The sequence below is a fragment of the Thalassobacillus hwangdonensis genome (genome assembly GCF_042675915.1).
In the GTDB taxonomy this organism is placed as follows: Bacteria; Bacillota; Bacilli; order Bacillales; family Halobacillaceae; genus Thalassobacillus_A; species Thalassobacillus_A hwangdonensis.
The window spans coordinates 133432-155591 of the sequence record NZ_JBHTKL010000002.1; the positions used below are offsets into that span (position 1 = coordinate 133432).

Here is a 22160-nt window from a genome sequence, read left to right on the forward strand (position 1 = left end):
AGGAGTAGGAATAATGGAATGGATCATAAAACGCTTTGATGAACTGAGCACGCATGAACTCTATAAGGTACTGAAATTACGCGTTGATGTCTTTGTAGTCGAACAGGAATGCCCATACCCTGAGCTTGATGGGTGTGACGAGAGTTCTCTTCATTTGTGGGCACGTGAGGGAGAGCGGATCATTGCTTACTGCCGACTGGTTCCGGGAGGTGGAAAGTACACGTACCCTTCGATCGGCAGGGTGATCGTACACCCGCAACATCGGGGGGAAGGTGTTTCCAGAATGCTGATGGAAAAAGCGATGCAAGTACTTCAGCAAGAGTGGGGTACGGAGCAGATATTCCTTCAAGGTCAGGAACATCTGGCCGGTTTTTATCGCTCATTCGGGTTTAAGGATATTTCAGATTCTTACTTGGATGATGGTATCCCACATATTGATATGCTGTGGGAAAAAGGTGGCAGGTGAAACTTTTGTTTACCTTTAATCGTAGAATGGTATTAGAATGATAGAGGAGGAATGCACTATGGCAAACAGCGAAGGTTGTATCAAGTGTGGAAGTACCGATGCAGGCACAAAGGATGTAGCAATGACAGGCTCTGGTCTAGCGAAGATGATGGACGTCCAGAATAACAAATTCACCGTCGTCTATTGCAAGAATTGCGGTTACTCCGAGTTTTATAATAAGAAAGCTTCGACTGCAGGTAACGTCTTCGATTTCTTCTTTGGGGGATAATCTGTAAAAAAGCATAATACCTAACATTAGCCCGGACAATTTATTGTCCGGGCTTCTTCTATTGTATGAAAAAATTTAGAGGCTTTTCTTAAGCTTGTCAGGGTGAACAAAGCGCTTGCACATTTGTTGTTATTCATAAAAGTTCTTCCTGCGTGCTAGAATAGGGGTATTCAAAGACGAGAAAGGACTTCTTCCAATGTTTGAACTTCTGCTTCCCATGATCGAGCGGCTGGGCATCATTGTGATGGTCGCCTTCATCATCACGCGTTTCCGCTTTTCGAGAGCGATGGTCGATCGGAAAGATGTCGACCGCAGGCAACAATATTCTGCGATTCTGTTCTTTGGTGTGTTCGGAATCATTGGAACTTATACAGGTATTACGTTCAACACGGAATCCGCGGAGTTCGGCAACTGGGTGACCGGTCTCGCCGAATCAGAAGCAATCGCTAATTCTCGTGTTATCGGAATCATAACTGCAGGTCTACTCGGTGGTTACAAGGTTGGAATTGGAGCGGGTATCATTGCAGGGGTACACCGATATGCACTCGGTGGATTCACAGCAGTCGCCTGTGGGATTTCCGCAATAGTCGCCGGGATATTATCCGGATTTTTTCATAAAAAGACCAAGCCTCTGAAATGGAGTACGGCCTTATTTGTTGGCTCATTAGCAGAAACGGTTCAGATGGGGATCATCCTCCTTGTGGCCCGTCCGTTTTCACAGGCGATGGACCTTGTGGGAGAAATCGGCATACCGATGATCATCGCCAATGGTGTTGGATCGGCATTGTTCCTGCTGATCATCCGGAATGTATTGAATGAGGAAGAAAAGGCAGGCGCACTCCAGGCTCAAAAAGCCTTGAAGCTTGCCGAATCTACGATTGCCCATCTGAGAAAAGGCCTGAATCGAACATCTGCAAACCAAGTATGTGAAATCATTTATAAAGAGGTGAATGCCAGCGCAGTCTCCATCACCGATAAAGATCAGATCCTTGCCCATGCGGGGATGGCGGATGATCATCACAAGCCAGGCCACAGCATCCAAACGAAAGCGACGAGAGAAGTGATTGCGACAGGAGAAATGATTGTAGTGGGCCATGAAGAAATCCATTGCAATGTTTCCGGATGTCCGCTTGGCGCAGCGGTGATCGCACCATTGAAGCAACGACAGCAGGTGGTTGGGACGTTGAAGTTTTACGTCCATTCTGAAAAAGCGATCACCAACGTGATGCTCGAGCTTGTCCAGGGGCTGAGTGCCTTGCTTGGTCAGCAACTGGAAATAGCAGAAGCGGAAAAAGCGCATCAACTTGCGAAAGAAGCAGAAGTGAAAGCGCTACAGGCTCAAATCAATCCGCATTTCTTATTCAACTCTCTCAATGTGATCGTATCACTGATTCGATCGAAGCCTGATATGGCAAGGTCGCTATTGATTGCATTGTCGAAGTTTTTCCGGCAGAATCTCAGCGCAACTACAAAAACGTGGACAACCTTGGAAGAGGAGTTGAAGCATGTAAAAGCCTACTTGCTCATAGAAGAGACCCGGTTCGTCGATAAGCTTCATATCACTTATGAAGTTGATCAGGATGCACTCCATTTGAAAATCGCTCCACTCACGTTGCAACCGCTGGTGGAAAATTGTATCAAGCATGGGTTGAAAGATAAGCAGGCAGACTGTGAAATCACTATCTCCGTCAAAAAACACCAGTCAGGGGCACAGGTTGCCATTCGTGATAACGGAAGTGGCATCTCAGCTGATGTAGTTGATGTGCTTGGTAAGCAGAAAATGGATTCTGGACAAGGAACGGGGATCGGAATGTATAACGTCAATCGGCGACTGGTGCAGATGCACGGGGAACGTGCTGCACTTAATGTGGAAAGTGGAGGGCTGGAAGGAACGGAAATCTCCTTCTTCCTTCCTGAGGAAAGAGAGGATGGGCATCATGAGTGAAAAAATCACCGCACTGATAGTGGATGACGAACGGTTCAGCAGGGAGGAACTGTCTTTTTTGTTAGAGGGCTTTGAGTCGATTCAAGTGATCGGGGAGGCGGATTCCGGTGAATCGGCTGTAATGAAAACGATTCAGCTCCAGCCGGATGTACTGTTTCTCGATGTGGAAATGCCTAAAATGAATGGACTGGAAGTTGCGAAGGCAGTACGGGAATTGAAAAAAGTGCCCCGGATCATATTTGCAACCGCTTATCCCGATTTTGCAGTCGATGCCTTCCGTCACGAGGCACTGGATTACCTGCTGAAGCCGTATGAAGAAGAACAGGTGGCGGAAGCTGTTCACCGACTGATGAAGTATTTTGATCACAGTAAACAGACGATTGTATCTGCACCTTCTCCGTCAAAGCTTGCTATTGAAGGAGAAGACGAAATCATCTACCTCGAGCCGGAGGATATTTATTATGTCTTCAGGGACGACCGGATTACGAAAATCGTCGGGGAGAAAAGAGAGTATGAGACGAAGCTTCCATTGAAAGATGTTGAACAGCGCCTGGCCGGGTATTCTTTTTTCCGTATCCATAAAAGCTACCTTGTGAATCTGGATTATGTGGACAGACTGATCCCCTGGTTCAACGGTGCTTATCAGCTGCAAGTGAAAGGGAAACATGAACAGCTGTCAGTAAGCAGGAACTATGTAAAAACATTAAGGAAAAGATTGGAATTATAGCGTGCATGTGAATCGTGGATGACAACATCTTAGTTGTTTTTTTCGACATGTTACGCATGAAACCGCCTTCACAAATAGGTTCGTTGCTATTCTTAATGTAAGCGATTACAAAGAGAAGCTTTTATGTGAGGGAGGAATTCATCTTGATTACTTTTATTGTGAGTATTGCATTATTGATTGTCGGATATTTCACTTACGGTAAGTATGTCGAAAAGGTATTCGGAGTTAAAGAACGCCAAACTCCAGCCTACTCCAATGGTGATGGAGTCGACTATCTTCCAATGGGTGAGAAACGTAATGCATTGATTCAATTGTTGAACATTGCGGGTGTCGGTCCAATCTTCGGCCCAATCCTGGGTGCCTTGTATGGACCGGTTGCGTTCCTATGGATCGTACTAGGTGCGATTTTCGCAGGAGCGGTTCACGATTACTTGACTGGTATGATTTCAATCCGTAACCGTGGTGCCCATTTGCCGGAACTTGCTGGTAAGTTCCTTGGAAAAGTGATGAAACACGTCGTCAATGGTTTTGCTATTTTACTTTTAATTCTTGTAGGTACGGTGTTTGTCACAGCTCCAGCGGACCTGCTACACAACATGACGAGCAGCTGGCTGTCATTGCCGATCATTTTAGGCGCGATCTTCGTCTATTATCTGCTTGCCACTTTGCTTCCGATTGATAAGATCATCGGTCGTTTCTATCCGATTTTCGGTGCTTTACTGTTGATCAGTGCAATCGGCATCGGGGTTTCCCTGATTGTGACTGGTGCGCCGATTCCTGAGTTGTCATTCACGAATATGCATCCGGATAACGCGCCGATCTTCCCATTGTTGTTCTTGACGATTTCCTGTGGTGCACTAAGTGGATTCCACGCAACACAGACACCGATCATTTCAAGAACGACACAGAAAGAAAAGTCCGGTCGCCGCATCTTCTACGGTATGATGATTGCGGAAGGGATCATTGCGATGATCTGGGCAGCTGCCGGAATGAGCCTGTTCAACGGATCCAATGGCTTGAATGAAGTGCTTGCGGCTGGCGGTCCAGCTGCAGTTGTAAGCGAAGTTTCGATCATGATGCTTGGCGCAGTAGGTGGAACATTGGCTGTCCTTGGTGTCATCATACTTCCAATCACATCTGGCGACACAGCCTTCCGAAGCGCACGTATGATCATTGCCGACTACTTGAACATTTCTCAGAAAAAAGTAGCTAGTCGCCTTTGGATTGCAGTACCATTGTTCGCAATTTCCTTTGTGCTGACTCGAATCGATTTCACGTTGCTATGGCGTTACTTCTCATGGGCGAACCAATCGACCGCAGTCATTGCACTATGGGTCGGAGCGATGTATCTCTTCCTTTCGAGAAAGAACTACTGGATTGCGGCTATACCCGCTACGTTCATGACGATGGCTACCTTCACGTATATTCTTAATGCGCCGATCGGTTTCAGTATGCCATTGCAAGTAGCTTATATCGTAGCTGGAATCATTACGGTTGCAATCGTTACACTATTCTTTGTAGCGGCACGCAGAAGTATCGGTAAGAATATTCCACTTGAAGAAGAATTGACTGCTGCCTGATGGGCTGCTGTAGTCCGAACAACTATGAACACGCTGCGGAAAAAGAAGCGGAAGTCAACGAATCAGGAATGACAAAGGTTCCGTTGCTGGTCAAAGCTGTAAGTCTCGGTATTGTCATTACAGCGATAAGCTTATATTTCTTATGAAAGGTGTCTCCTCGGAGGCACCTTTTTTCGTTATGAAAAGAAATACCTGCCCATTTTTCAATTTCTCCTTGTAAAACGACATTAGTGTCGTTATAATAAAAATAACAAAACGACAAAAGTGTCGTTTAAATCTGAGGGGGAAATGAAATGAGCACATTGTTCAAGAACAAAGGGTATGTGACTTTGATGGTGGCGCAGGCGATTTCAGGAATAGGTGACTGGTTGAGCGTCATAGCAGTCATCACGTTGGTAGGGTTGAAGTGGGAAGCGACTCCGATGGAAGTATCGTTTATCATCCTTTGTCTTGCTGTTCCGATGGCCTTGCTTGGACCAGTAGCAGGTACGGTTGCTGACCGGTTCAACAGGAAGAATCTGATGATCCTTTCTGATGTAGTGCGTGCAGGATTGATCATGGTGCTGACATTTGCCCATGCGATTTGGGTCGTCTATCTTTGCCTGTTCTTCGTAGGAATTCTTTCGGCAGTATTCATCCCTGCCAAAAACGGTAAATTGAAAGAACTCGTCGACCAGGAACAGATGAAAGAAGCGATGTCGGTTTCAGCAATGATTGATTCAGGAACAAAAGTGATGGGGCCGATTGTGAGCGGGGTGCTGGTCATTGCTTTAGGTGCTCAGCTTGTCTTTATCATCGATTCAATGACATTCATCCTGTCCGCGATGCTGATTGCATTATTGCCAGTGCCGACTAAAATAATGGAAGCAGGAGAAACGGGGGAAGAACCGGAGCGCCCATCTTTCAAGAAAGAGCTGGTGAAAGGGGTCTCTTTTATTCGAACGGAAAGATTCATTCTTACCGGCTTGTTCTTTATGGCGATGTCATTGCTGCTTCTTCAGTTGTCGGATTCTCAGATCATCGTTTTGATACGTGAACTCACTGCAGCCTCACCGGATCTATTCGGCTATACCGTCGCCGCATCCGGGATAGGGATGTTCATAGCTGGACTGATCTTATCCAAAAAAACGGATTATAATGCACTGGTAGCAATGCTGCTTGGGGTTTGTGGCATCGGTCTCAGCTTTGGTATGATGGGGGTATTGACGAACTACGATGTAGGTCATTCGCTTGTGTGGATGATAGCACTCGGTCTATTTGCCGGATTATCGGCCAGTTTTGTGTTCATACCATTCCAAGCGACTGTTCAAGTGAACACACCGGTCGATATGACAGGGAGAGTGTTTGGCGTCATCAATAGCGTCACGACGACAGCAACAATCATCGGACCGTTATTGGGAGGCTGGCTCTCTACATGGGTCGGTGTCGTCCCCACCTTTATCTTGACAGCCTCCTTACTTATCGGCTTTGCAATTGCAGGGCTGCTTACAAGGAACAAGCTGGAACGGAGGAATCAACATGTCACCGAAAGTGAGCAGGGAGCATCTGCTGCAACGTCGGGCTGATATCATGCAGGCGGCGGAAAAGGTATTCATAGAGAATGGATACGAGCGGACTACGATGAAACATATCATGGATGAAGCTCAAGTGAGCAGAGGCGGATTATATCAGTACTTTTCCAATAAAGAAGATCTATTTCAAGCTATATTGGAAGAAGGGCTGGAAGAAGAGGCTGCAGACAGCATTCAATTGCTTGAAGGTCGGGAAGGACAGCATTGGGAATTGCTGCTTTCCACTTTGTTCGGAGAAAGTATGAAACCGGATGATCAAATGGATCCGCTTGCTCCCAGCAAATTAGAATATTTCATTACCGGAAGAAATGACGAGCGACGAAGAGAATATGGAGAAAAGCGTTACAAGATCGGTGTGAACGTTTATGCGGAAATCATCAAGGCTGGTCAGCAAAGCGGGGAGTTTCGTTCAACGTATGATCCTGAATTGCTGGCACAGTCGATCATCACGTATATCGATGGATTGGCGCTCGATCACGCCATTCTTCCCGGAAAAGTCGTCAAACTGCAACAGCAATCCGAGCTGTTTGTAGACTATTTGAAGAACATATTAGGGGTAGACGAATGAAGCTTGCAGAGCATATTGTTCTGCAGGCTTTTTGTGCATAAGAAATCGGTTCAAAGGGTATGGTTTAGGAGAAAGGATGAGTGACTATGGAAATCAAACATGAAGAGGCACGTTTTTATATAGGGGCGATCGCTCACCCTGATGCGGAGCTTACATACAGGAAAGATGAAGATGGCGATATCATCATCGATCACACGATCGTCAGCGAGAAATTACAGGGACAAGGGGTAGCGGCTAAACTGGTGGACCAGGCAGTCGAGTTTGCGCGGGAACAGAAAAAACAGATTGTCCCTCAATGTTCCTACGCGCTGAAAAAAATCGAAGCGACACCGGACTATCATGACGTCTGGAAGGGAAAGTAATGATATGGAAACGACCATCCGTAAACCCGAAAACAAAGACCTCCTTGGGTTCACGCGTTGTGCTATCGATTATCTCCAGTTCATGACAGGTGGTGCTGGAACGGAAGCGCTGCGGGAGCGGAAGTACTGGGCAGCTGACCGTCTGATGGACGAAAGTGACCAGCAACTGCTTTTAGTAGCAGAAGTTGACGGGAAGGTGATCGGGTATATCTATGGGATAGCTGAAGCTGATACAAATGTCGCTCAGCTTCTGGAAATGGAAGTAGATGCAATTTACAGGGGAGAAGGAATCGGCAGAAAACTCTTTGCCCAAGCGTTGAGGGAGTGGAAGAACCAAGGAGTGGATCGTCTCATTGCCGAGTGCAAATCTCCTTATTTAGAAACGTTAGGATTCAGTAATCATAGTTTCGAAATGAAGAATGCATGAGTTCAGCCGCTGAATGCTGCTGGAGGGGGAGTGGACCGATTGAAAAAAGCGATGATCATTGCAAATCCATCATCCGGAAAAGAAGAAGCATTGGATCATATCGATCGTATTGAAGATGTACTTTCAGAAAAAGGATATCAAGTAACTGTCAGTCAGACGGAAAAAGAACTGGATGCCACCCATTTTTGCATGGATGCCTGCAAAGATGAATTTGATATGGTGGTTTCTTTAGGAGGGGATGGCACCCTTCATGAAACCATCAATGGGATGGTCGATCAGCATCACAGGCCAAGACTGGGAATCGTCCCCCTCGGCACAGTGAACGACTTCGCGCGAGCATTGAATATCCCGTTGGATCCGGAAAAGGCGATCGATGTGCTTCATTCCGACCAAACGACTCGTGTAGATATCGGTAAATTCAATGATCGCTATTTCGTCAATATCGTAGCCATCGGTGCAATTGCGGAAGCCACCTATGAGGTGTCGCCTGAGCAGAAGACAAGACTCGGTCCTTTAGCGTATGTGCTCGAAGGAATCAAAACATTGGCATCTGACAACTCCTATCCATTAGACGTGGAGTATGATGGGAAAAAGTGGTCTGGAGAATCTTTGCTCTTTCTCGCAGCACTGACAAAGTCTACCGGAGGATTTGAGAAGCTTTCACCAGAAGCGAAAGTCGATGATGGTGTCCTGCACTGTTATATCATCAAAAAGGTGAACCTGATCAAGCTGGGACCAATTGTAACCTCCATCCTCAGAGGGGAATTGAAAGAAAATGACGCCGTCGAATACTTTACTGCCAAAAAGGTGAGGGTGTCATCGGAAGAAGCATTGGTGACCAATGTTGATGGGGAAGAAGGAGATCGCCTTCCTGTCGATTTGGAAGTGAAACAAAGTCACCTTGAAGTGATCATACCCACTTCGTAATTTACTAATCCAGGAGCAATAAAAACTAATCGCACAATAAGAAAGACCCGATCAAATTCGAATTTGATCGGGTCTTTTAAATTTATTGGTGTTGGCTGAGAATGTACAGATGAATTTTTGGTTTATGGAATACGGTCAAATTTAAGCGTAGTCAACATGCGTAGACTCCTGCGGGAATAGCACGAGTCCGATGGCCCCACAGGGAAGCGTTTTTTGCTTTCCGAGGAGACTGAGGCCGTGCCCGCGGAAAGCGAAGTATGTAGACGAAGCGGTGGGTTAAGAAAATTAAAGATGAATTATCTACTCCGTATCCTGAAGATTAGTTCTTTTCTATCGATAAAAATGATATTTTTTAGATTAGAATTAAAACTTTCTTTGACCAGATTTCGTTTTGATAGATAGAGAGGGGGGGATCAAGGTGACAGATGAAGAGCTGTTAAAGGAAATACAAGCCGGCAGTGAGGCTGCATTGGATGTGCTGATCCGCAGGTATTATAACGAAGTCTATGCGTATATCGTCAGACGCACGCGGCAGGAGCATCTTGCCTATGACCTCACCCAGGAAGTTTTTACGAAGATGCTGCATGCCATCTCCACATTGGAAATGAAGAAGTCACTTCGCGGCTGGCTGATGACGGTCGCCTTGAACCACGTCAGAGACTACTATCGATCAAAACAGGCAAAGACGATTCATAAAGAGCGGGATTTGGAAGAAGAGATTGTGAAGGACTCACATCCGAACGTTGCTTATCTTTTTGAGAAAAAAGAAACAGCGAGAGAAGTGCAGGAAGCTGTCCATACGCTTCCTGATTATCAATCGGAAGCGATCGTACTGAAATATTTCCATGAATTTAAAATAAACGAAATCGCGGCGATGACGGATACAACAGAGTCGACCGTCAAATCAAGACTGAGGCAAGGAATGAAAAAGCTGGCGAAAGTATTGCGGAAGGGGGATGAGGAAAATGAGCAACGAAGAACGTGAATTACAAGCGCTCGAGAGTGAATTGGATGAACATCTGAGTGAATGGCATGTAAAGGCACCCGATGAAGCAAAAATCAATGAAACGATTCTTGCCTTAAGGCAGCATATGCCGCAAGTGAAAGATGAACCAGAAGATATTGATGAGAGTACTTCGATCTTCAAACAAGCATTATTGGAGTTGAATCATAGCTGGAAGCGCCTTTTTGCATCCCAGCTTGTCATCCTTTTAGTCGGAGTGGCGATGATGATCAATGGGAATGCCGGGGATCTGCTGGAAACGTTATTTTCATTGGGGCCGCTTGTTCTGATGGTCGGATTATGGCACGGCGTCCAAATTCAGCGTCACCAAATGGCAGAATTGGAGCTGACATTCAAATATGCAGCCAATCAGCTGTTTTTAGCAAGGTTCATGGTAGCTGCGATGATTCATTTGATATGTGTTTTACCAGTATTAGTCGCCTCTTCTACAGAAGGGCTGCAGTTCTTCTGGCAGGCTGTGTTGAGCTGGCTCATTCCTAGTGTGTTCCTGGCAGCTGTTTTCCTCATGTTGACTACAATTCTGCCGAAACACTGGGCAGTGGCACCCGCAATCATGGCTGGGTGGGTAATGGTTTCTTTTTATCTCATCATCGATAATCAAGTGTTTTCAGCCTTTATCTATCAATCATCTTTCTTTGTGCATGTCGGTGCAATCGCGCTTGCATGTCTGAGTCTGATTGGCGGGCTGTACTTGGCGAAAAGGAGAATGACGCATGCATTTGAGCATACAATCACTGACGAAGTCTTATAAAAAACAGGAAGCATTATCCGATGTGTCGATGGATTTGGAGCCTGGCATTTACAGTTTTCTCGGAGCGAACGGCTCGGGGAAGACGACATTGATGCGCATCATCACCACTGTCCTCCGTCCGACATCCGGAAAGGTTCTTCTTGATGGGAAGGATGTGTTCGGGATGGGCGAGGAGTACCGCACGTTGATCGGTTATGTCCCTCAGCAGGTCGGATACTATCCTTCTATGAAGGTGCAGCCGTTCCTAGAATACATCGGTGCGTTGAAGGGCCTTACGCCGAAGCAATGCAAAGAAAAAGCGGAGTACTGGCTAAAGCAGGTGAACCTCTATGATGTGCGGAAAAAGAAAATCAAGAAATTATCCGGCGGGATGAAGCAGCGGGTAGGTATTGCCCAGGCGATGCTGAATGACCCGAAGATTCTGATCCTGGACGAACCTACTGCAGGACTCGACCCGAAAGAACGGATCCGATTCAGGTCTTTAATTGCCAATTTGTCAGTCAATCGGATCGTACTTTATACGACGCACATCGCCAGTGACCTTGAAGGCATGACGGATTACGTCTGTATTTTGAAAAAGGGCAAACTGGTGGACTTGGACCGTCCTGAAGAAATACTGGAAGAGCTGAAAGGAAAGGTATGGCAGGCATATGTCTCCGTTGATCAGCTTGATGAACTGGAAAAGAACTATAAAGTTGGTTCGATTGATAAGGTGAGCGGGGATATTCGCGTCAGAATCTATCATGATGAACAGCCCATTCCTGAAGCAGAAGGAATCGAGCCATCGATTGAAGATATCTATCTCTATTATTTCGGAGAAGAAGCAATGATAGAGAAAGTGTCATGATAGTAGGTGTAGAACGATGTTGAATGTACTGAAATGGGAGTTCAGAAAGCAGTTCACTCAGAAAAGAGTACTGATTTCCATTGTGGTAATAATAGGGTTTTATCTGGCAACGATGCTAGGAGGAGATTTATATACGACCGATCAGGAATATTTAGTTGAGCTCGAGGGTGAAGTTTCTCCGGAGCTAGTTGATAACCCCGATCAGTTGTTAAGCACCATTGATTATGGAGAATCGGGGGAGACGCATCAATTCAATGTCGAGCAGGCAGTATTGAGCACACTTACATCTATGGAAATGGCAGATTCCTATAATCAGCAGCGGATGATGGAAATTGATCAGAAGCTTGATGAAAGTGGACAGCGTGCTATTTTATTGAAAGAAAAAGAGATGAGAGGGGCCATAGACCCTTGGTATCTGTCGAGCGATCGTCCTTCTTTTATGGTAACTGTCGATCTTAAATCCACTGCCTTTCTATTCGTAGGTTTACTCGTGTTGATCGGTCTCTCAGGTATCTATTCCAGAGAGGAAGAGTTGAATGTCTCTCCATATATCATGACGAGCAAGCTTGGAAGAAGCAAAGGCCCAGTTGCAAAAATGATTGTAGCAATTACCTATGCAACTGGGATCGTTGTTCTGTTTGTGGGAGCTGTATGGTTGAAGATAGCGGAAGATCTGGAGGCATCATGGCTTATTTTCAAGGGGTGGCAGGCACCTATACAATTAGGGAGATTTTTAGAGTCGCCATATCCAATGACGATGATGGATTACCATCTGGCACAGATCGGATTGCTTTGGCTTGGGGCAGTGAGCTTTGCAATGCTGATAACCATGATCTCAGGTATCATTGGTAACAGTTTTGTAAGCCTGCTTGTGAGCGGTTCGATTTACGGCTTCCCGTATGTGTTATTCGAGTCTTTATTCGATCCGGAAACGACTCCTGCCTGGCTGTTGCAATGGAAGCCGTTCACGATGATCTATCAGATGCAGGCGAATATTTATTTTGAAAGGTTTCAAGGGTTTTCGGTTGGAGGATGGGCTGTCTTACTTCCGGTAGTAGTTTCAGTTGCAGCTATCATTTTCATCGTAGTTGTAGGACTGGCGGGAATCTACTATATCCGCAACCTGAAAACAGTCACAACCAGCTAGGGAGGTGCACCAATGTTCCATTTGATCAAATGGGAGCTATCCCATATCTTCAGGCAGAAAAGCCTGTATATATTACTTTTTTTGATTTTACTCCTTCAAATCAGCAGCTTATGGAATGCGGAACAGTTATCGGAAGAGTTCCAGGAAAAGGCTTCTCAATTGAAAGGGACAATCAGTGAACAGGAATTATCCAGAGCAACAAATGGTACGGAAAGTTCTGGCTTCTCTCCGGAAAATTCGATTTACGAAAACTTTGCTTATGCAGGCATCATCCAATCTAGTCAGGACGAACGCCTGCTGACCATTGAGGAAAAATTATCAGCAAGGCAAGGTAAAACAGCAGCTTTGGAACTTGAAAAAGACATGCGTGAAGAGGTTGATGTGATGTATTGGAATCAGCACGACGTTCCACAAAACATCATCGATTTCTTAGCGGTTGAAGGGTTCATCTTCCTTGCGGGGTTTTTACTGCTCGGTTTGCACGCGATGGTAAGCAGGGATGATGCACATCATGTAAGTGCCTACGTTCTTTCCAGCAAATATGGCAGGAATAAACTAGCCACTGCAAAATTGTGGAGTGCCGTCATTTACGCAACACTGATTCTATGGCTGATTGTCCTGATGGGCTGGGTCACAGAATATACTAGACTGAGTTATTGGGATAAGGGGCTTGAAGGCTGGGAAGTACCTTTCCAATATTTTTTCAAATTCATCAACTCCCCGTATTCCTACACATTTCTTGAGTATCACGTAGTTCAGGTGATGCTCATGTGGGGAGCGTCCCTTGCTCTGTCGGTGATGTTTGTACTGCTCTCAAGCGTGGTGCGATCCTCATTCGTCAGCTTTATCGCTGGCGGGTTTCTGTTTGGTTTGCCCCTTCTTTTTGCAGAAATGCTTTTCAACGAATATGGACCGAATGGATATCCTGGATGGCTTGATGCCATTTATCCGTTTACGCTTCCTTACCTGTTGAAAGTAGATGCACTATTCCAGAGTTTCAGAGTCTATGAGATTGGGAGTTTTGCGTTGACGGGGCTGGGGCTCGCAGTCATTATTCTTGTCAGCTGCTTTGTGTTGTTCGCTGGGCTGTATAAGTTGGTGATGGCGAGGCGGCATGCGGAAGTTTGATTTGTGGGCGGAAATTTGGATTTATGAGCGGAATTCTGATTTTGTGAGCGAAAACCATGGGTATATGGGCGAAATTCTATTTTTATAAGCGAAAAATCAGATTTATGAGCGAACACACAAAAAATGATCCCTCACCAGGGATCATTTTTCTATCGGCTTCAATTTCAAGAAAGGAATGAACTTACTGAGTATCATCAGCATACCGATAGCAGTCGCCGCACCACCGGCAACGTAAAACTGGATGGCGTAATGCGGAATCTTGCTCTCCGGTACACGGTCATTTATTTCAGCCCCAAGGAAATAGACACCGATTCCATCTCCATCCACGTCCGTTCCCAAAGCGGCCAAATCCATCCCTTTTTCAATCAACAACCCCGCTAAAATGAACAACAGTATGGAAAGAAACCATCGCACCAGCAATCTCCTCCTTTGTATGCTTCTCTTATGAATCAGACGATGTGACTCTCAGGAAGGTTTCAAAACAGGGGTGCTGCTTTTTCGTATTGTTCATTATTGTAGAATCCTGTAAAATCAAAGTAACAAGAAAAAAGTAGGTGCGGTCATGGATATTAAAAACATGCAGTATATGATGCAATTGCAGGCAATGAGCTCCATGCAGGGTGGTCAAAGAGATACATTTGCGACCGGGCTGATGGATATGGCTTTTCAAAGTGTGCTCGAAGCAGCGATGTCCCAGACTGGGCAGGATAAAAGCAGCACGTTACCGCTTAACACCATGAATGCTTTTCAAAGCCAGCCATTGAACATCCAATACATAAATGACATCAAGCCGGTGGCAGTGAAAGCAAGCCCGGAAGAATTGAATCCTATCATCAAGAAAGCAGCTGAACAATTCGGGGTGGATGAGGAGCTAATCCGTTCGGTCATCCATGCAGAGTCGAATTTCGATTCCACCGTCGTCAGCCATGCAGGTGCGCAGGGACTGATGCAGCTGATGCCGGGAACAGCACGGGGGCTGGGCGTTACGGATGCATTTGATCCGGAGCAGAACATCATGGGCGGAACAAAATACTTGAAGCAGATGCTGGATCGTTATCAAGGCGATACACGTCTGGCACTGGCAGCGTATAACGCTGGACCGGGTAATGTCGATAAGTACGCGGGCATCCCGCCATTTGAAGAAACGCAGAACTATGTAAAAAAGATTTTAGGATAGAAAAAAGAGCGTGCTGCTTGGGCACGCTCTTTTCCGTTATTCAGACTCTAAGTTTTTGCTCATTTCCATGTATTTTGTAAATACGTTCGCCAATGTTTTCAATCGGTTGATGACATCCTCGTCGATCAGCTCTCCCTGCGTAGAGAAATGATTCGTATGAGTGTAAACATAGTTCGGAGTCACTAGACAACGGAAGTAATTCAGGATCGGCTTCAGTTGGTTTTCGATAACAAGGTGATGCTGCAGCGTCCCGCCATTTGCTACGATGGATACCGGCTTGTTGCGCATCGCGCGTGGAGAAATCCCATCGAAAAGGTTCTTCAATGTTCCTGGAATGGACCCTTGGAAAATCGGTGTCGCGATGATATAAGCATCAGCTTCTTCGACTTCCTTGATCAATTTTTGCATGTCATCATTGTATTGATCGGCAGGGCGGCCATCGATGAACTGCAACTCGTAATCTTCAAGGTTCACGATGCTTGTTTCGTGCTCGTCAGTGATTTCCTTGATATGTTTTTCTGTTTCTTCCAATAGTACTTTCGTTTTATTACCAACAATGGTACCGTTCAATAATACGATTTTCATTCCCTTATTCAGCTCCTTTTAGCTATGATCCGATAGTAAATGCCAATAATTATTCAATCCATTGACAATGTTAAACGAAAGCAGGCCGATTCGCAACGAATGAACACCGCGTGTTCGAATCGTTGTGAAAATGGGAATAGTACCTATAGTATGACGAAAAGGAGAATGTGTGATGTGGCGATTCTGGAGACGCCTTAAGTTCATCTTTAATATAAGAAAATCCATCCCCTTCCTGAAGGATTTCTTCCTTTCAAGAGAAGTGAAGAACCGCAAAAAAATAATTTCCGTGCTGTTCATCGTCGGATATTTTCTACTGCCACTCGATTTGATCCCTGATTTCCTCGCTTTCTTCGGAATTCTGGATGATTTGACTGTATTTACACTTGTCCTGCAGCAGATCGTCAAGATGGCACCAGAGCATTTGAAGGAAAAACATGGGTTTCTAAACGTTTAAAAATGCAAAGATAGAGGAACATATAGTAACGTGAGTCAAGTATAGAATGAGGAGTGATGAGAGTGAGCGAAGTACTATTTACATCAAGTGCTACTGCACAAAATGGACGTAACGGCCATGTAAAATCCGATGATGGTCTCATCGATATGAACCTGGTCATGCCGACAGATGATACAGACGAAAAAGGGACGAACCCTGAACAGTTATTCGCAGCTACCTACTCTGCATGCTACGACGGTGCATTGAACCTTGTGGCTAAAAAGAAGAAAAAAGACATCGAGTCCACTACGACAGCAGATGTAAGCTTCATGAAAGACCCGGAGGACAACGGCTTCAAAATCGGCGTCGTCCTGAACATTGAAGTGAAGGGTGTATCACAGGAAGAAGCCGAGGAACTTGCACAAGCGGCCCATCAGGTTTGTCCTTATTCTAAAGCGACAAGAGGGAACGTGGACGTCGAATTGAAACCGAAAGCAGTATAAAGCGGATCCCCCACTTGATGGGGGATTTTTTATTGAAGGTGCACAAAGGGTATTCATTTCCTTTTTTCCAAATGATGTGATAGGTTGGGTGAAAGGAGAGATGGCATGATGCACATCACAGATGAGGCTCGGGATTTACTCGATGAATTGCTGCATGATCTTGAAGCGGGTTGTGTCCGTGTCTATTTTTCCGGATATGAGCAAGGTGAGCCACAGCTAGGGCTGGCGCTTGCAGATCCGCACGCAGATGATGAACTTCTGAATCTAAATTCGATCCCCACGGCCATCGACAGGCGCATCCTCCATCTGACCGAGGACGTCGTGCTCGAAGGCAAGTCCTCGATTGAAGGGCCGAAATTCAAATTGATCCGACCATGAAGAAGAACCTCGACCATTCATCTGCCGAGGTTCTTTTTATTTAGAAAAATTGGAGAGTTGTATAGAAAAGCAGCAAAGTTATACGAAAGCTTATGAAAGTTGTTCGAATAAATTCAAAAGTTGTACGAAAAAACCATAAAGTTGTTCAAATAACTTCTGTAAAGGTGGATCCATATGAAAAGGCTTGTACTTTTAAGTGATTGGAAGCAGCCACTTCACGACGGTGGAGAAGAAAAAATCAGCAAGCTGATCGGGAAGTCTGCACCAGTATTAGGCTACATACCTTCCCAGACTGATCCGGAGCGCCGTTACTTTCAGCCGATGAAACGCAATTTCGAACGCATCGGCGTTACTTCCTATGTCTATATGGATGTCGATCAGGAATTTGATCCATGTCTGCTATCTGAATTGGAAAAATGTGATGCGATTTTTCTTTCTGGCGGGAACACGTTTCATTTCCTTGCTTGTCTTCAAAAAAGGGATATGCTCGAGTGGTTGCGATCCTATGTGGAGAATGGCGGGGTACTGATCGGTCTTAGTGCCGGGGCGATGGTGATGGCATCCTCTATCGAAATTGCTGAACTCGTCGATGCGAAATATGTTCATACTTCCACGCTGGATAATAATGAAGCTCTGAACCTCGTTGATTTCCATTTTTATCCTCACTGGCAGGGTACGGCCGAAGAAACACAAGCCGTCCATCAGTTTGCTCAACCGGTCATTGCCTGCGAAGACGGAGGTGGAATCATCATCGATGGAAGTTATATGGAACATTTCGGGAAAACCACCACATTGAATTATACAAAAAAATAGAACCCTTTAAGGTTCGGAGGGATGATGAAATTTTCTCTGACCGAATCAAAACAGTGTGAACACCTTATTTGCTACATATAACGTAATCAACAGACAGAGGACACTGCTTATCCACATCATTTGCAGAGCGTGGGATTTCACTTGCTTGTCTTCCTTTGGCGCATGCTTGATGATATAGGCGAGCAGACTGGCTGGAAGACGGTGAAGTTTGAAAACATAACTTGTCAGTACAATCAGTATAAAGGTGAACGTGCCTGGCTCACCTTTTTCCAATAGACGGAAATAGTCGTCATCACCAAGGATTTCGAGCATCAGGTCTGTTTGTTCCGGGATTGTAGTGGATGTCTTTTTCTGGGAATGGGGTTCGTAGAATTGCTGGGAGGGTGTTGTGGAACTTTCAGAGAGCTGCTCGTAGATGAAGTAGGATCGTCCGTACTTGTCTACTTGCACTTGGAGAAATTTCAGGTTGTAGCGCTTCGGTGTTTCGATCGGTTCTTCAGAGGTGATGAGATGTCTGGAATCCTGGGAGTGATCAGTGGCATCATATGAGGCATCCACAGACTGGTGGTCGCTGCTCGTTGACGGGGTATCTGCGTGAGAGACATGGAGTGACAATCCAGACAATATGCCTGTCCCTAATCCGACAATCAGAAGAAATGTCACACGCTTCATTTTTTTAACCTCCTTGTATGGTATACCCATAATATACCACATCCAGGCAGGGCCGTTATTGGGAAAGCCGATGGGGAGAAAGGGAGAAAAATGCTGATTTCACTCAAAGGTTGAGAAAGGTCAACCATGAAGTGCACACAAGAAAAAACCGCCCCCTTCCAGACGGTTGTAAGGTAAAAGGGAGAATCAAGCCTTCAGCTTCCAATCTGGGTAATCTGCGTGATTTGCCAAGGATTTGAAGGATTTTGTATCCCAATCAGGGTAATCTGCATGATTCGCCATGAATTTTATATCCCAGTCCGGATAGTCCGCATGGTTTGCGATGATGTTCCAGTCAGGATAATCCGCATGGTTCGCATAGTCGGCAGCAAACCCCGCTCCTGCAAAAAGAATGGCAAGTACCAGTGCAGCAAACACCTTTCTCATCATTGTTCCTCCTTTCCGTAAAGATTGATGTGGCTTGCTATTTTAAAGCATTGGGAAGATGATTTATATTTTTTATTCTCGTAATAGATTTCCCCCAATAGCCTTAAAGCCTGGATATACTCTGTCCGCTCATCACTCATTTTGAAAAATGGGATGATCTCATCTACCAATTTCTCAATGAAACTTTCGGATAGGTGTGTGCCGTGAATCTGTTCGACGAGCATTGCAAAGCTGTATTGATACTTGGTATCCTGTGCTTCCAATGCTTGCTTTGCTCCTTCTTCTGCGAACTTCTCTGCTTTCTTACTGTTGCTGTTTGAAAAATGCGCTAGTGCGATCAAATAGATGGTAGGATGTGTGGCAAGCTTTTCTTTCTTTTTTATTCGAAGAGCGATATTCAAATATTCCAACCCTTCTTCGTATTTATTATTATTTATGCAGGAATACCCCATATTATGGTATACCTTTCCTCTCATTTTGTTAGTCAAATAGTCCCCTGCCGAAAGGAGTATCTTATCAAGATATTCCTGAGCCACATCAAAAATCCTCAACAGACTGTAATTGATCGCCATCAATAGGTAACAATCAATCACCTTCGAATAGTTAAGAGAGTTTTGATAGTTGTCGATCGCTTTTTGGGTGTAGATGATGGACTCTGCATAGGAATCGAGTCTGCTGTAAACAAGCGCGATATAATAGGAAAGTTCACTGTCATCCATTGGCAGCTCGGATAGCAGTGCATTTGCCTGTTTGAAATGGGAGAGCCCCTTTTTCAATTCACTTTCAGACAGATGGTAGATGCCGATGATTTTATGGTAGAAGAATTTGTACTGAAGGTTTGCATATTCATATACACTTTGCAGCAGCTTCAGTTTATTGGAGAGTTTGTCTTTTTCCATTTGGATCGTAAAGGAATAACGGAATTCGAAGATCAAATAAAGGTTGGTCAAGTCGATGTGGTAATGATTCTGCATGGATTTGGTAAGCGATTGGTATAAATCATGCATCGCTGAATCCCGGTTTTTGATGGAGTCATGCCACATGTGGAGCCGGTCATAGATGGCATTGTCAAAGGTGTCATTGACGGAGGACATGTCCAAACCAAGACGTTCCCCTAACAAATGATAAATCTCTTCACTTGGCTTGATGGAATCATGTTCGATTTTACTTAAATAGGAGACGGAACACACACCGAAAGCAAGGTCTTCCTGAGTCATCTGCTGCTTCAAACGCTCCTGACGAATAAGCAACCCTTTCAAAGGAAACAACCTCCCCTATAGTTTTAAATAGTATATCAAAAATACAGGTATACTGTCTGTTTTTCGACAAAAGTAGTGTAAAGCCTCCCAATGGCTCTCTTCCCATGACCAGCGCATCTTTACAGGGGAACGTATTTTCGGTAAGCTTGTAACCAGATTCGTATTATTTTTAAATGAGGGAAGGTTTTCATGTTAGCATCAGGTCATCAAGTATTAGGCTTCACATTTGGATTGATTGCCGTCACGGTAATGCAAACTTTCGGAATTGTACCCGTACATACACTGGATATCGTTTTGTTTTTCGTATTTGTTTTGTTCGGCTCATTGCTGCCGGATATCGATACACCGACGTCGAGACTTGGAAGCAAGTTCTGGCGGATGCTCATCTTATTTTTCTTCGTTACGCTGCTCGTTTATCTTTTCTTTCCGGATCTCCTCGATACGTATCGTGAGGATTTGAAAATATTCGTCGTATTGATGATTCCGATTCTGGTCATGATCCGTGGCCACAGGAAAATGACCCACTCGCTGTTGTTTCTTGCTGTCTTATTCCTGTACAGCACGATTATAGTAGAGGGGCTTGGTGTTCCGTGGTTTTTCATGTATGGACTCCTGGCAGGTGCCTTATCGCATTTTGTAGGGGATTTCGTGACAAAGAAAGGGATCCCGCTTTTCTATCCGCTTTCGAAAAGGTATTACCGCTTCTTCTTTACGTTCAGGACAGGGTCTTTGACGGAGAGGGGAATCGTCATTGCGTTGATGATTTGGAATGTATGGTATTTAGTGAAAGAGATTTTTTAAGATTGACGGATTTACGAATATTGGATAATATTAGAACAATTCCATATTCCGCGATGAAGAAGAGGAGTAGGTGTCCGCAAACCTGAGCAGAGAGCTGATGGTTGGTGCAAATCAGCAGGAACGGGCAGTGAATGGACTTCCGAGCGATCATTCCGAAATGCTGACAGAGTAGGAATGACGGAGTTCCCACCGATATAAGGGAGGCTATAGTGATTGCTATAGATGAAGTGCGTGCACTATGGATTGGTGCGCGAATGAAGGTGGCACCACGGGAGTTCCCGTCCTTATTTTAGGACGGGGGCTTTTTTTATTTCTAATTTTCAAAAGACAGGAGTGAATGACATTGAAGCGAAAGACCATCACAGGCGTAAAGCCGACAGGAACCCCGCATGTGGGGAATTATATCGGTGCAATCAAACCTGCACTCGATCTTACTAAAGACGATGACCGTCAAACCTTATACTTCATCGCTGATCTGCATGCATTGAATTCGATCCATAATGGAAAGGAATTGAAGCAGTTGACTTATGAGGTGGCAGCAACTTGGCTGGCGCTCGGACTAGATCCGTCCCGCTCACTGTTCTACAAACAATCCGACATCACAGAATTGGTGGAGCTTCAATGGATTCTCGGCTCTGTCACCAATAAAGGACTATTGAATCGTGCTCATGCATATAAGGCGAAAATGGATGAAAATAAAGGGAAAGACCTTGATGAGGATACAGGCGTCAATATGGGGCTGTTCAACTATCCAGTCATGATGGCAGCTGATATTCTGTTGTTCCAGTCGGATGAAGTTCCCGTTGGAAAAGATAATATCCAGCACATCGAAATGGCGCGGGATATAGCACAGTCCTTCAATCGCTATTACGGAGACACATTCAAGCTGCCAGATGCGATCGTCAGTAAGGAAACAGCGGTGATTCCAGGGTTGGATGGAAGGAAGATGAGTAAAAGCTACGGCAATACCATCCCCCTTTTCATCGATGAAAAAGAATTGGAAAAACGCGTGAAGCGTATCGTTACAGATTCCACTCCGCCTAATGAACCAAAAGCAACGGAAGACTCGATATTATTCAGTCTGTACCAATCATTCGCAGCGCCTGAGGAAACAGAACAGATGCAGCAGGCTTTCGCTGATGGAATCGGTTATGGAGAAGTGAAAAAGGAATTGTTTAACGTCATGAACCGTACGCTTGCCGGCCCACGGAAAACCTACCATGAATTACTGGAGAATAAGCAGAAAATCGATCAATTATTACGTGAAGGAGCGGAAAAAGCGAAGCCTATTGCACGCAGGCAGATGGAAATCGTAAAAGAGCGCATTGGTCTCTTATAAACGTCGGTGGTAAAAGTCCGTTCTCTGGTCAAACTA

Annotated in this window: 28 protein-coding genes and 1 other annotated feature; of the genes, 23 read left to right on the forward strand and 5 right to left on the reverse strand. The window is 45.1% G+C overall.

The features are described 5' to 3' along the window. Positions 1–13 precede the first annotated feature (13 nt). The 16 genes from ACFQ2J_RS08580 (at position 14) to ACFQ2J_RS08655 (ending at position 13738) form a co-directional block, all read left to right on the forward strand. Positions 14–466 (forward strand): GNAT family N-acetyltransferase, encoded by a 453-nt coding sequence (locus ACFQ2J_RS08580; protein ID WP_386058770.1) that lies wholly within the window; start codon positions 14–16, stop codon positions 464–466. A 58-nt stretch (positions 467–524) separates the two neighbouring features. Beyond that, on the forward strand, positions 525–734 hold the full coding sequence (locus tag ACFQ2J_RS08585) for a zinc ribbon domain-containing protein (RefSeq protein ID WP_386058772.1): 210 nt from the start codon (positions 525–527) through the stop codon (positions 732–734). 196 nt (positions 735–930) lie between these two features. Next, complete coding sequence (locus ACFQ2J_RS08590) at positions 931–2679, forward strand: LytS/YhcK type 5TM receptor domain-containing protein (protein WP_386058775.1); 1749 nt, start codon at positions 931–933, stop codon at positions 2677–2679. Continuing rightward, the gene (locus ACFQ2J_RS08595) at positions 2672–3406 is read left to right on the forward strand and encodes a LytR/AlgR family response regulator transcription factor (protein ID WP_386058777.1); all 735 of its coding nucleotides are present in this window, start codon (positions 2672–2674) and stop codon (positions 3404–3406) included. Before ACFQ2J_RS08590 ends, ACFQ2J_RS08595 begins: the two co-directional genes overlap by 8 nt. 143 nt (positions 3407–3549) lie before the next feature. Next, positions 3550–4986 carry a carbon starvation CstA family protein gene (locus tag ACFQ2J_RS08600; RefSeq protein ID WP_386058780.1) on the forward strand — a complete coding sequence of 479 codons (1437 nt, stop codon included), beginning with the start codon at positions 3550–3552 and terminating at the stop codon, positions 4984–4986. Further along, the gene (locus ACFQ2J_RS08605; RefSeq protein WP_386058783.1) at positions 4986–5132 is read left to right on the forward strand and encodes a hypothetical protein; all 147 of its coding nucleotides are present in this window, start codon (positions 4986–4988) and stop codon (positions 5130–5132) included. The genes ACFQ2J_RS08600 and ACFQ2J_RS08605 overlap by 1 nt, the downstream gene beginning before the upstream one ends. Before the next feature lie 147 nt (positions 5133–5279). Then, the gene (locus ACFQ2J_RS08610) at positions 5280–6551 is read left to right on the forward strand and encodes an MFS transporter (RefSeq protein WP_386058786.1); all 1272 of its coding nucleotides are present in this window, start codon (positions 5280–5282) and stop codon (positions 6549–6551) included. Then, positions 6505–7125, forward strand: a complete 621-nt coding sequence (locus tag ACFQ2J_RS08615) for a TetR/AcrR family transcriptional regulator (RefSeq protein ID WP_386058789.1) — start codon at positions 6505–6507, stop codon at positions 7123–7125. The genes ACFQ2J_RS08610 and ACFQ2J_RS08615 overlap by 47 nt, the downstream gene beginning before the upstream one ends. An 86-nt stretch (positions 7126–7211) precedes the next feature. After that, positions 7212–7487: a GNAT family N-acetyltransferase gene (locus ACFQ2J_RS08620; protein ID WP_386058792.1), complete on the forward strand. Its 276-nt coding sequence runs from the start codon at positions 7212–7214 to the stop codon at positions 7485–7487. Positions 7488–7491: 4 nt separating this feature from the next. Beyond that, a complete protein-coding gene (locus ACFQ2J_RS08625) occupies positions 7492–7914 on the forward strand; it encodes a GNAT family N-acetyltransferase (RefSeq protein WP_386058795.1) in 423 nt (140 codons plus the stop codon). Positions 7915–7944: 30 nt separating this feature from the next. Then, positions 7945–8841: a diacylglycerol/lipid kinase family protein gene (locus tag ACFQ2J_RS08630; RefSeq protein WP_386058798.1), complete on the forward strand. Its 897-nt coding sequence runs from the start codon at positions 7945–7947 to the stop codon at positions 8839–8841. A 418-nt stretch (positions 8842–9259) separates the two neighbouring features. Next, positions 9260–9826, forward strand: a complete 567-nt coding sequence (locus tag ACFQ2J_RS08635; protein ID WP_386058802.1) for an RNA polymerase sigma factor — start codon at positions 9260–9262, stop codon at positions 9824–9826. After that, positions 9807–10616, forward strand: coding sequence for a hypothetical protein (locus tag ACFQ2J_RS08640; RefSeq protein ID WP_386058804.1), 810 nt, complete (start codon positions 9807–9809; stop codon positions 10614–10616). The genes ACFQ2J_RS08635 and ACFQ2J_RS08640 overlap by 20 nt, the downstream gene beginning before the upstream one ends. Continuing rightward, positions 10579–11463 (forward strand): ABC transporter ATP-binding protein, encoded by an 885-nt coding sequence (locus ACFQ2J_RS08645; RefSeq protein ID WP_386058807.1) that lies wholly within the window; start codon positions 10579–10581, stop codon positions 11461–11463. The genes ACFQ2J_RS08640 and ACFQ2J_RS08645 overlap by 38 nt, the downstream gene beginning before the upstream one ends. Positions 11464–11479: 16 nt before the next feature. Next, a complete protein-coding gene (locus ACFQ2J_RS08650) occupies positions 11480–12610 on the forward strand; it encodes a hypothetical protein (protein ID WP_386058810.1) in 1131 nt (376 codons plus the stop codon). Positions 12611–12622: 12 nt separating this feature from the next. After that, positions 12623–13738: a hypothetical protein gene (locus ACFQ2J_RS08655; RefSeq protein WP_386058813.1), complete on the forward strand. Its 1116-nt coding sequence runs from the start codon at positions 12623–12625 to the stop codon at positions 13736–13738. A 141-nt stretch (positions 13739–13879) separates the two neighbouring features. On the opposite strand, the gene ACFQ2J_RS08660 is transcribed toward ACFQ2J_RS08655, so the two are convergent. Beyond that, entirely contained in the window at positions 13880–14152 is a 273-nt protein-coding gene (locus tag ACFQ2J_RS08660) for a hypothetical protein (protein ID WP_386058815.1), read from the reverse strand. A 148-nt stretch (positions 14153–14300) separates the two neighbouring features. Between ACFQ2J_RS08660 and ACFQ2J_RS08665 the strand changes: the two genes are divergently transcribed. Next, entirely contained in the window at positions 14301–14915 is a 615-nt protein-coding gene (locus tag ACFQ2J_RS08665) for a lytic transglycosylase domain-containing protein (protein ID WP_386058818.1), read from the forward strand. Positions 14916–14951: 36 nt separating this feature from the next. Here ACFQ2J_RS08665 and ACFQ2J_RS08670 read toward each other — a convergent pair whose 3' ends face one another. Then, complete coding sequence (locus ACFQ2J_RS08670; protein WP_386058821.1) at positions 14952–15500, reverse strand: NADPH-dependent FMN reductase; 549 nt, start codon at positions 15498–15500, stop codon at positions 14952–14954. 172 nt (positions 15501–15672) lie between these two features. Between ACFQ2J_RS08670 and ACFQ2J_RS08675 the strand changes: the two genes are divergently transcribed. The 4 genes from ACFQ2J_RS08675 to ACFQ2J_RS08690 all read left to right on the forward strand — a co-directional run bounded on the left by ACFQ2J_RS08675 (position 15673) and on the right by ACFQ2J_RS08690 (position 17627). Beyond that, on the forward strand, positions 15673–15954 hold the full coding sequence (locus tag ACFQ2J_RS08675) for a YkvA family protein (RefSeq protein WP_386058824.1): 282 nt from the start codon (positions 15673–15675) through the stop codon (positions 15952–15954). A gap of 62 nt (positions 15955–16016) precedes the next feature. Continuing rightward, a complete protein-coding gene (locus ACFQ2J_RS08680; protein ID WP_386058827.1) occupies positions 16017–16436 on the forward strand; it encodes an organic hydroperoxide resistance protein in 420 nt (139 codons plus the stop codon). An 84-nt stretch (positions 16437–16520) separates the two neighbouring features. After that, positions 16521–16814: a hypothetical protein gene (locus tag ACFQ2J_RS08685; protein ID WP_386058830.1), complete on the forward strand. Its 294-nt coding sequence runs from the start codon at positions 16521–16523 to the stop codon at positions 16812–16814. A gap of 174 nt (positions 16815–16988) precedes the next feature. Then, positions 16989–17627, forward strand: coding sequence for a Type 1 glutamine amidotransferase-like domain-containing protein (locus tag ACFQ2J_RS08690; protein WP_386058833.1), 639 nt, complete (start codon positions 16989–16991; stop codon positions 17625–17627). A gap of 45 nt (positions 17628–17672) precedes the next feature. Here the strand turns inward: ACFQ2J_RS08690 and ACFQ2J_RS08695 are convergent, their stop codons facing one another. From ACFQ2J_RS08695 to ACFQ2J_RS08705, 3 genes are all read right to left on the reverse strand, one after another. After that, positions 17673–18299 (reverse strand): hypothetical protein, encoded by a 627-nt coding sequence (locus ACFQ2J_RS08695; protein WP_386058836.1) that lies wholly within the window; start codon positions 18297–18299, stop codon positions 17673–17675. A 186-nt stretch (positions 18300–18485) separates the two neighbouring features. Next, positions 18486–18725, reverse strand: coding sequence for a hypothetical protein (locus tag ACFQ2J_RS08700; RefSeq protein WP_386058838.1), 240 nt, complete (start codon positions 18723–18725; stop codon positions 18486–18488). Next, positions 18725–19984 (reverse strand): helix-turn-helix domain-containing protein, encoded by a 1260-nt coding sequence (locus tag ACFQ2J_RS08705; protein WP_386058841.1) that lies wholly within the window; start codon positions 19982–19984, stop codon positions 18725–18727. The genes ACFQ2J_RS08700 and ACFQ2J_RS08705 overlap by 1 nt, the downstream gene beginning before the upstream one ends. Positions 19985–20173: 189 nt before the next feature. Here ACFQ2J_RS08705 and ACFQ2J_RS08710 point away from each other — a divergent pair, with 189 nt between their 5' ends. Both ACFQ2J_RS08710 and ACFQ2J_RS08715 read left to right on the forward strand, forming a co-directional pair. Further along, positions 20174–20785 carry a metal-dependent hydrolase gene (locus tag ACFQ2J_RS08710; protein WP_386058844.1) on the forward strand — a complete coding sequence of 204 codons (612 nt, stop codon included), beginning with the start codon at positions 20174–20176 and terminating at the stop codon, positions 20783–20785. A 44-nt stretch (positions 20786–20829) separates the two neighbouring features. Beyond that, positions 20830–21074, forward strand: a binding site (T-box leader). Between the two features lie 48 nt (positions 21075–21122). After that, on the forward strand, positions 21123–22124 hold the full coding sequence (locus ACFQ2J_RS08715; protein WP_386058847.1) for a tryptophan--tRNA ligase: 1002 nt from the start codon (positions 21123–21125) through the stop codon (positions 22122–22124). The last annotated feature ends 36 nt before the right edge of the window (positions 22125–22160 follow it).

What these genes read in the sequence shown, in the direction of transcription:
- ACFQ2J_RS08670 (WP_386058821.1), bottom strand. Translation starts at nt 15,500, where the DNA reads ATGAAAATCGTATTATTGAACGGTACCATTGTTGGTAATAAAACGAAA.
- ACFQ2J_RS08650 (WP_386058810.1), top strand. Translation starts at nt 11,480, where the DNA reads ATGTTGAATGTACTGAAATGGGAGTTCAGAAAGCAGTTCACTCAGAAA.
- ACFQ2J_RS08645 (WP_386058807.1), top strand. Translation starts at nt 10,579, where the DNA reads ATGCATTTGAGCATACAATCACTGACGAAGTCTTATAAAAAACAGGAA.
- ACFQ2J_RS08585 (WP_386058772.1), top strand. Translation starts at nt 525, where the DNA reads ATGGCAAACAGCGAAGGTTGTATCAAGTGTGGAAGTACCGATGCAGGC.
- ACFQ2J_RS08620 (WP_386058792.1), top strand. Translation starts at nt 7,212, where the DNA reads ATGGAAATCAAACATGAAGAGGCACGTTTTTATATAGGGGCGATCGCT.
- ACFQ2J_RS08610 (WP_386058786.1), top strand. Translation starts at nt 5,280, where the DNA reads ATGAGCACATTGTTCAAGAACAAAGGGTATGTGACTTTGATGGTGGCG.
- ACFQ2J_RS08665 (WP_386058818.1), top strand. Translation starts at nt 14,301, where the DNA reads ATGGATATTAAAAACATGCAGTATATGATGCAATTGCAGGCAATGAGC.
- ACFQ2J_RS08715 (WP_386058847.1), top strand. Translation starts at nt 21,123, where the DNA reads ATGACATTGAAGCGAAAGACCATCACAGGCGTAAAGCCGACAGGAACC.
- ACFQ2J_RS08710 (WP_386058844.1), top strand. Translation starts at nt 20,174, where the DNA reads ATGTTAGCATCAGGTCATCAAGTATTAGGCTTCACATTTGGATTGATT.
- ACFQ2J_RS08590 (WP_386058775.1), top strand. Translation starts at nt 931, where the DNA reads ATGTTTGAACTTCTGCTTCCCATGATCGAGCGGCTGGGCATCATTGTG.
- ACFQ2J_RS08655 (WP_386058813.1), top strand. Translation starts at nt 12,623, where the DNA reads ATGTTCCATTTGATCAAATGGGAGCTATCCCATATCTTCAGGCAGAAA.
- ACFQ2J_RS08690 (WP_386058833.1), top strand. Translation starts at nt 16,989, where the DNA reads ATGAAAAGGCTTGTACTTTTAAGTGATTGGAAGCAGCCACTTCACGAC.
- ACFQ2J_RS08580 (WP_386058770.1), top strand. Translation starts at nt 14, where the DNA reads ATGGAATGGATCATAAAACGCTTTGATGAACTGAGCACGCATGAACTC.
- ACFQ2J_RS08625 (WP_386058795.1), top strand. Translation starts at nt 7,492, where the DNA reads ATGGAAACGACCATCCGTAAACCCGAAAACAAAGACCTCCTTGGGTTC.
- ACFQ2J_RS08615 (WP_386058789.1), top strand. Translation starts at nt 6,505, where the DNA reads ATGTCACCGAAAGTGAGCAGGGAGCATCTGCTGCAACGTCGGGCTGAT.
- ACFQ2J_RS08605 (WP_386058783.1), top strand. Translation starts at nt 4,986, where the DNA reads ATGGGCTGCTGTAGTCCGAACAACTATGAACACGCTGCGGAAAAAGAA.
- ACFQ2J_RS08675 (WP_386058824.1), top strand. Translation starts at nt 15,673, where the DNA reads ATGTGGCGATTCTGGAGACGCCTTAAGTTCATCTTTAATATAAGAAAA.
- ACFQ2J_RS08595 (WP_386058777.1), top strand. Translation starts at nt 2,672, where the DNA reads ATGAGTGAAAAAATCACCGCACTGATAGTGGATGACGAACGGTTCAGC.
- ACFQ2J_RS08640 (WP_386058804.1), top strand. Translation starts at nt 9,807, where the DNA reads ATGAGCAACGAAGAACGTGAATTACAAGCGCTCGAGAGTGAATTGGAT.
- ACFQ2J_RS08700 (WP_386058838.1), bottom strand. Translation starts at nt 18,725, where the DNA reads ATGAGAAAGGTGTTTGCTGCACTGGTACTTGCCATTCTTTTTGCAGGA.
- ACFQ2J_RS08695 (WP_386058836.1), bottom strand. Translation starts at nt 18,299, where the DNA reads ATGAAGCGTGTGACATTTCTTCTGATTGTCGGATTAGGGACAGGCATA.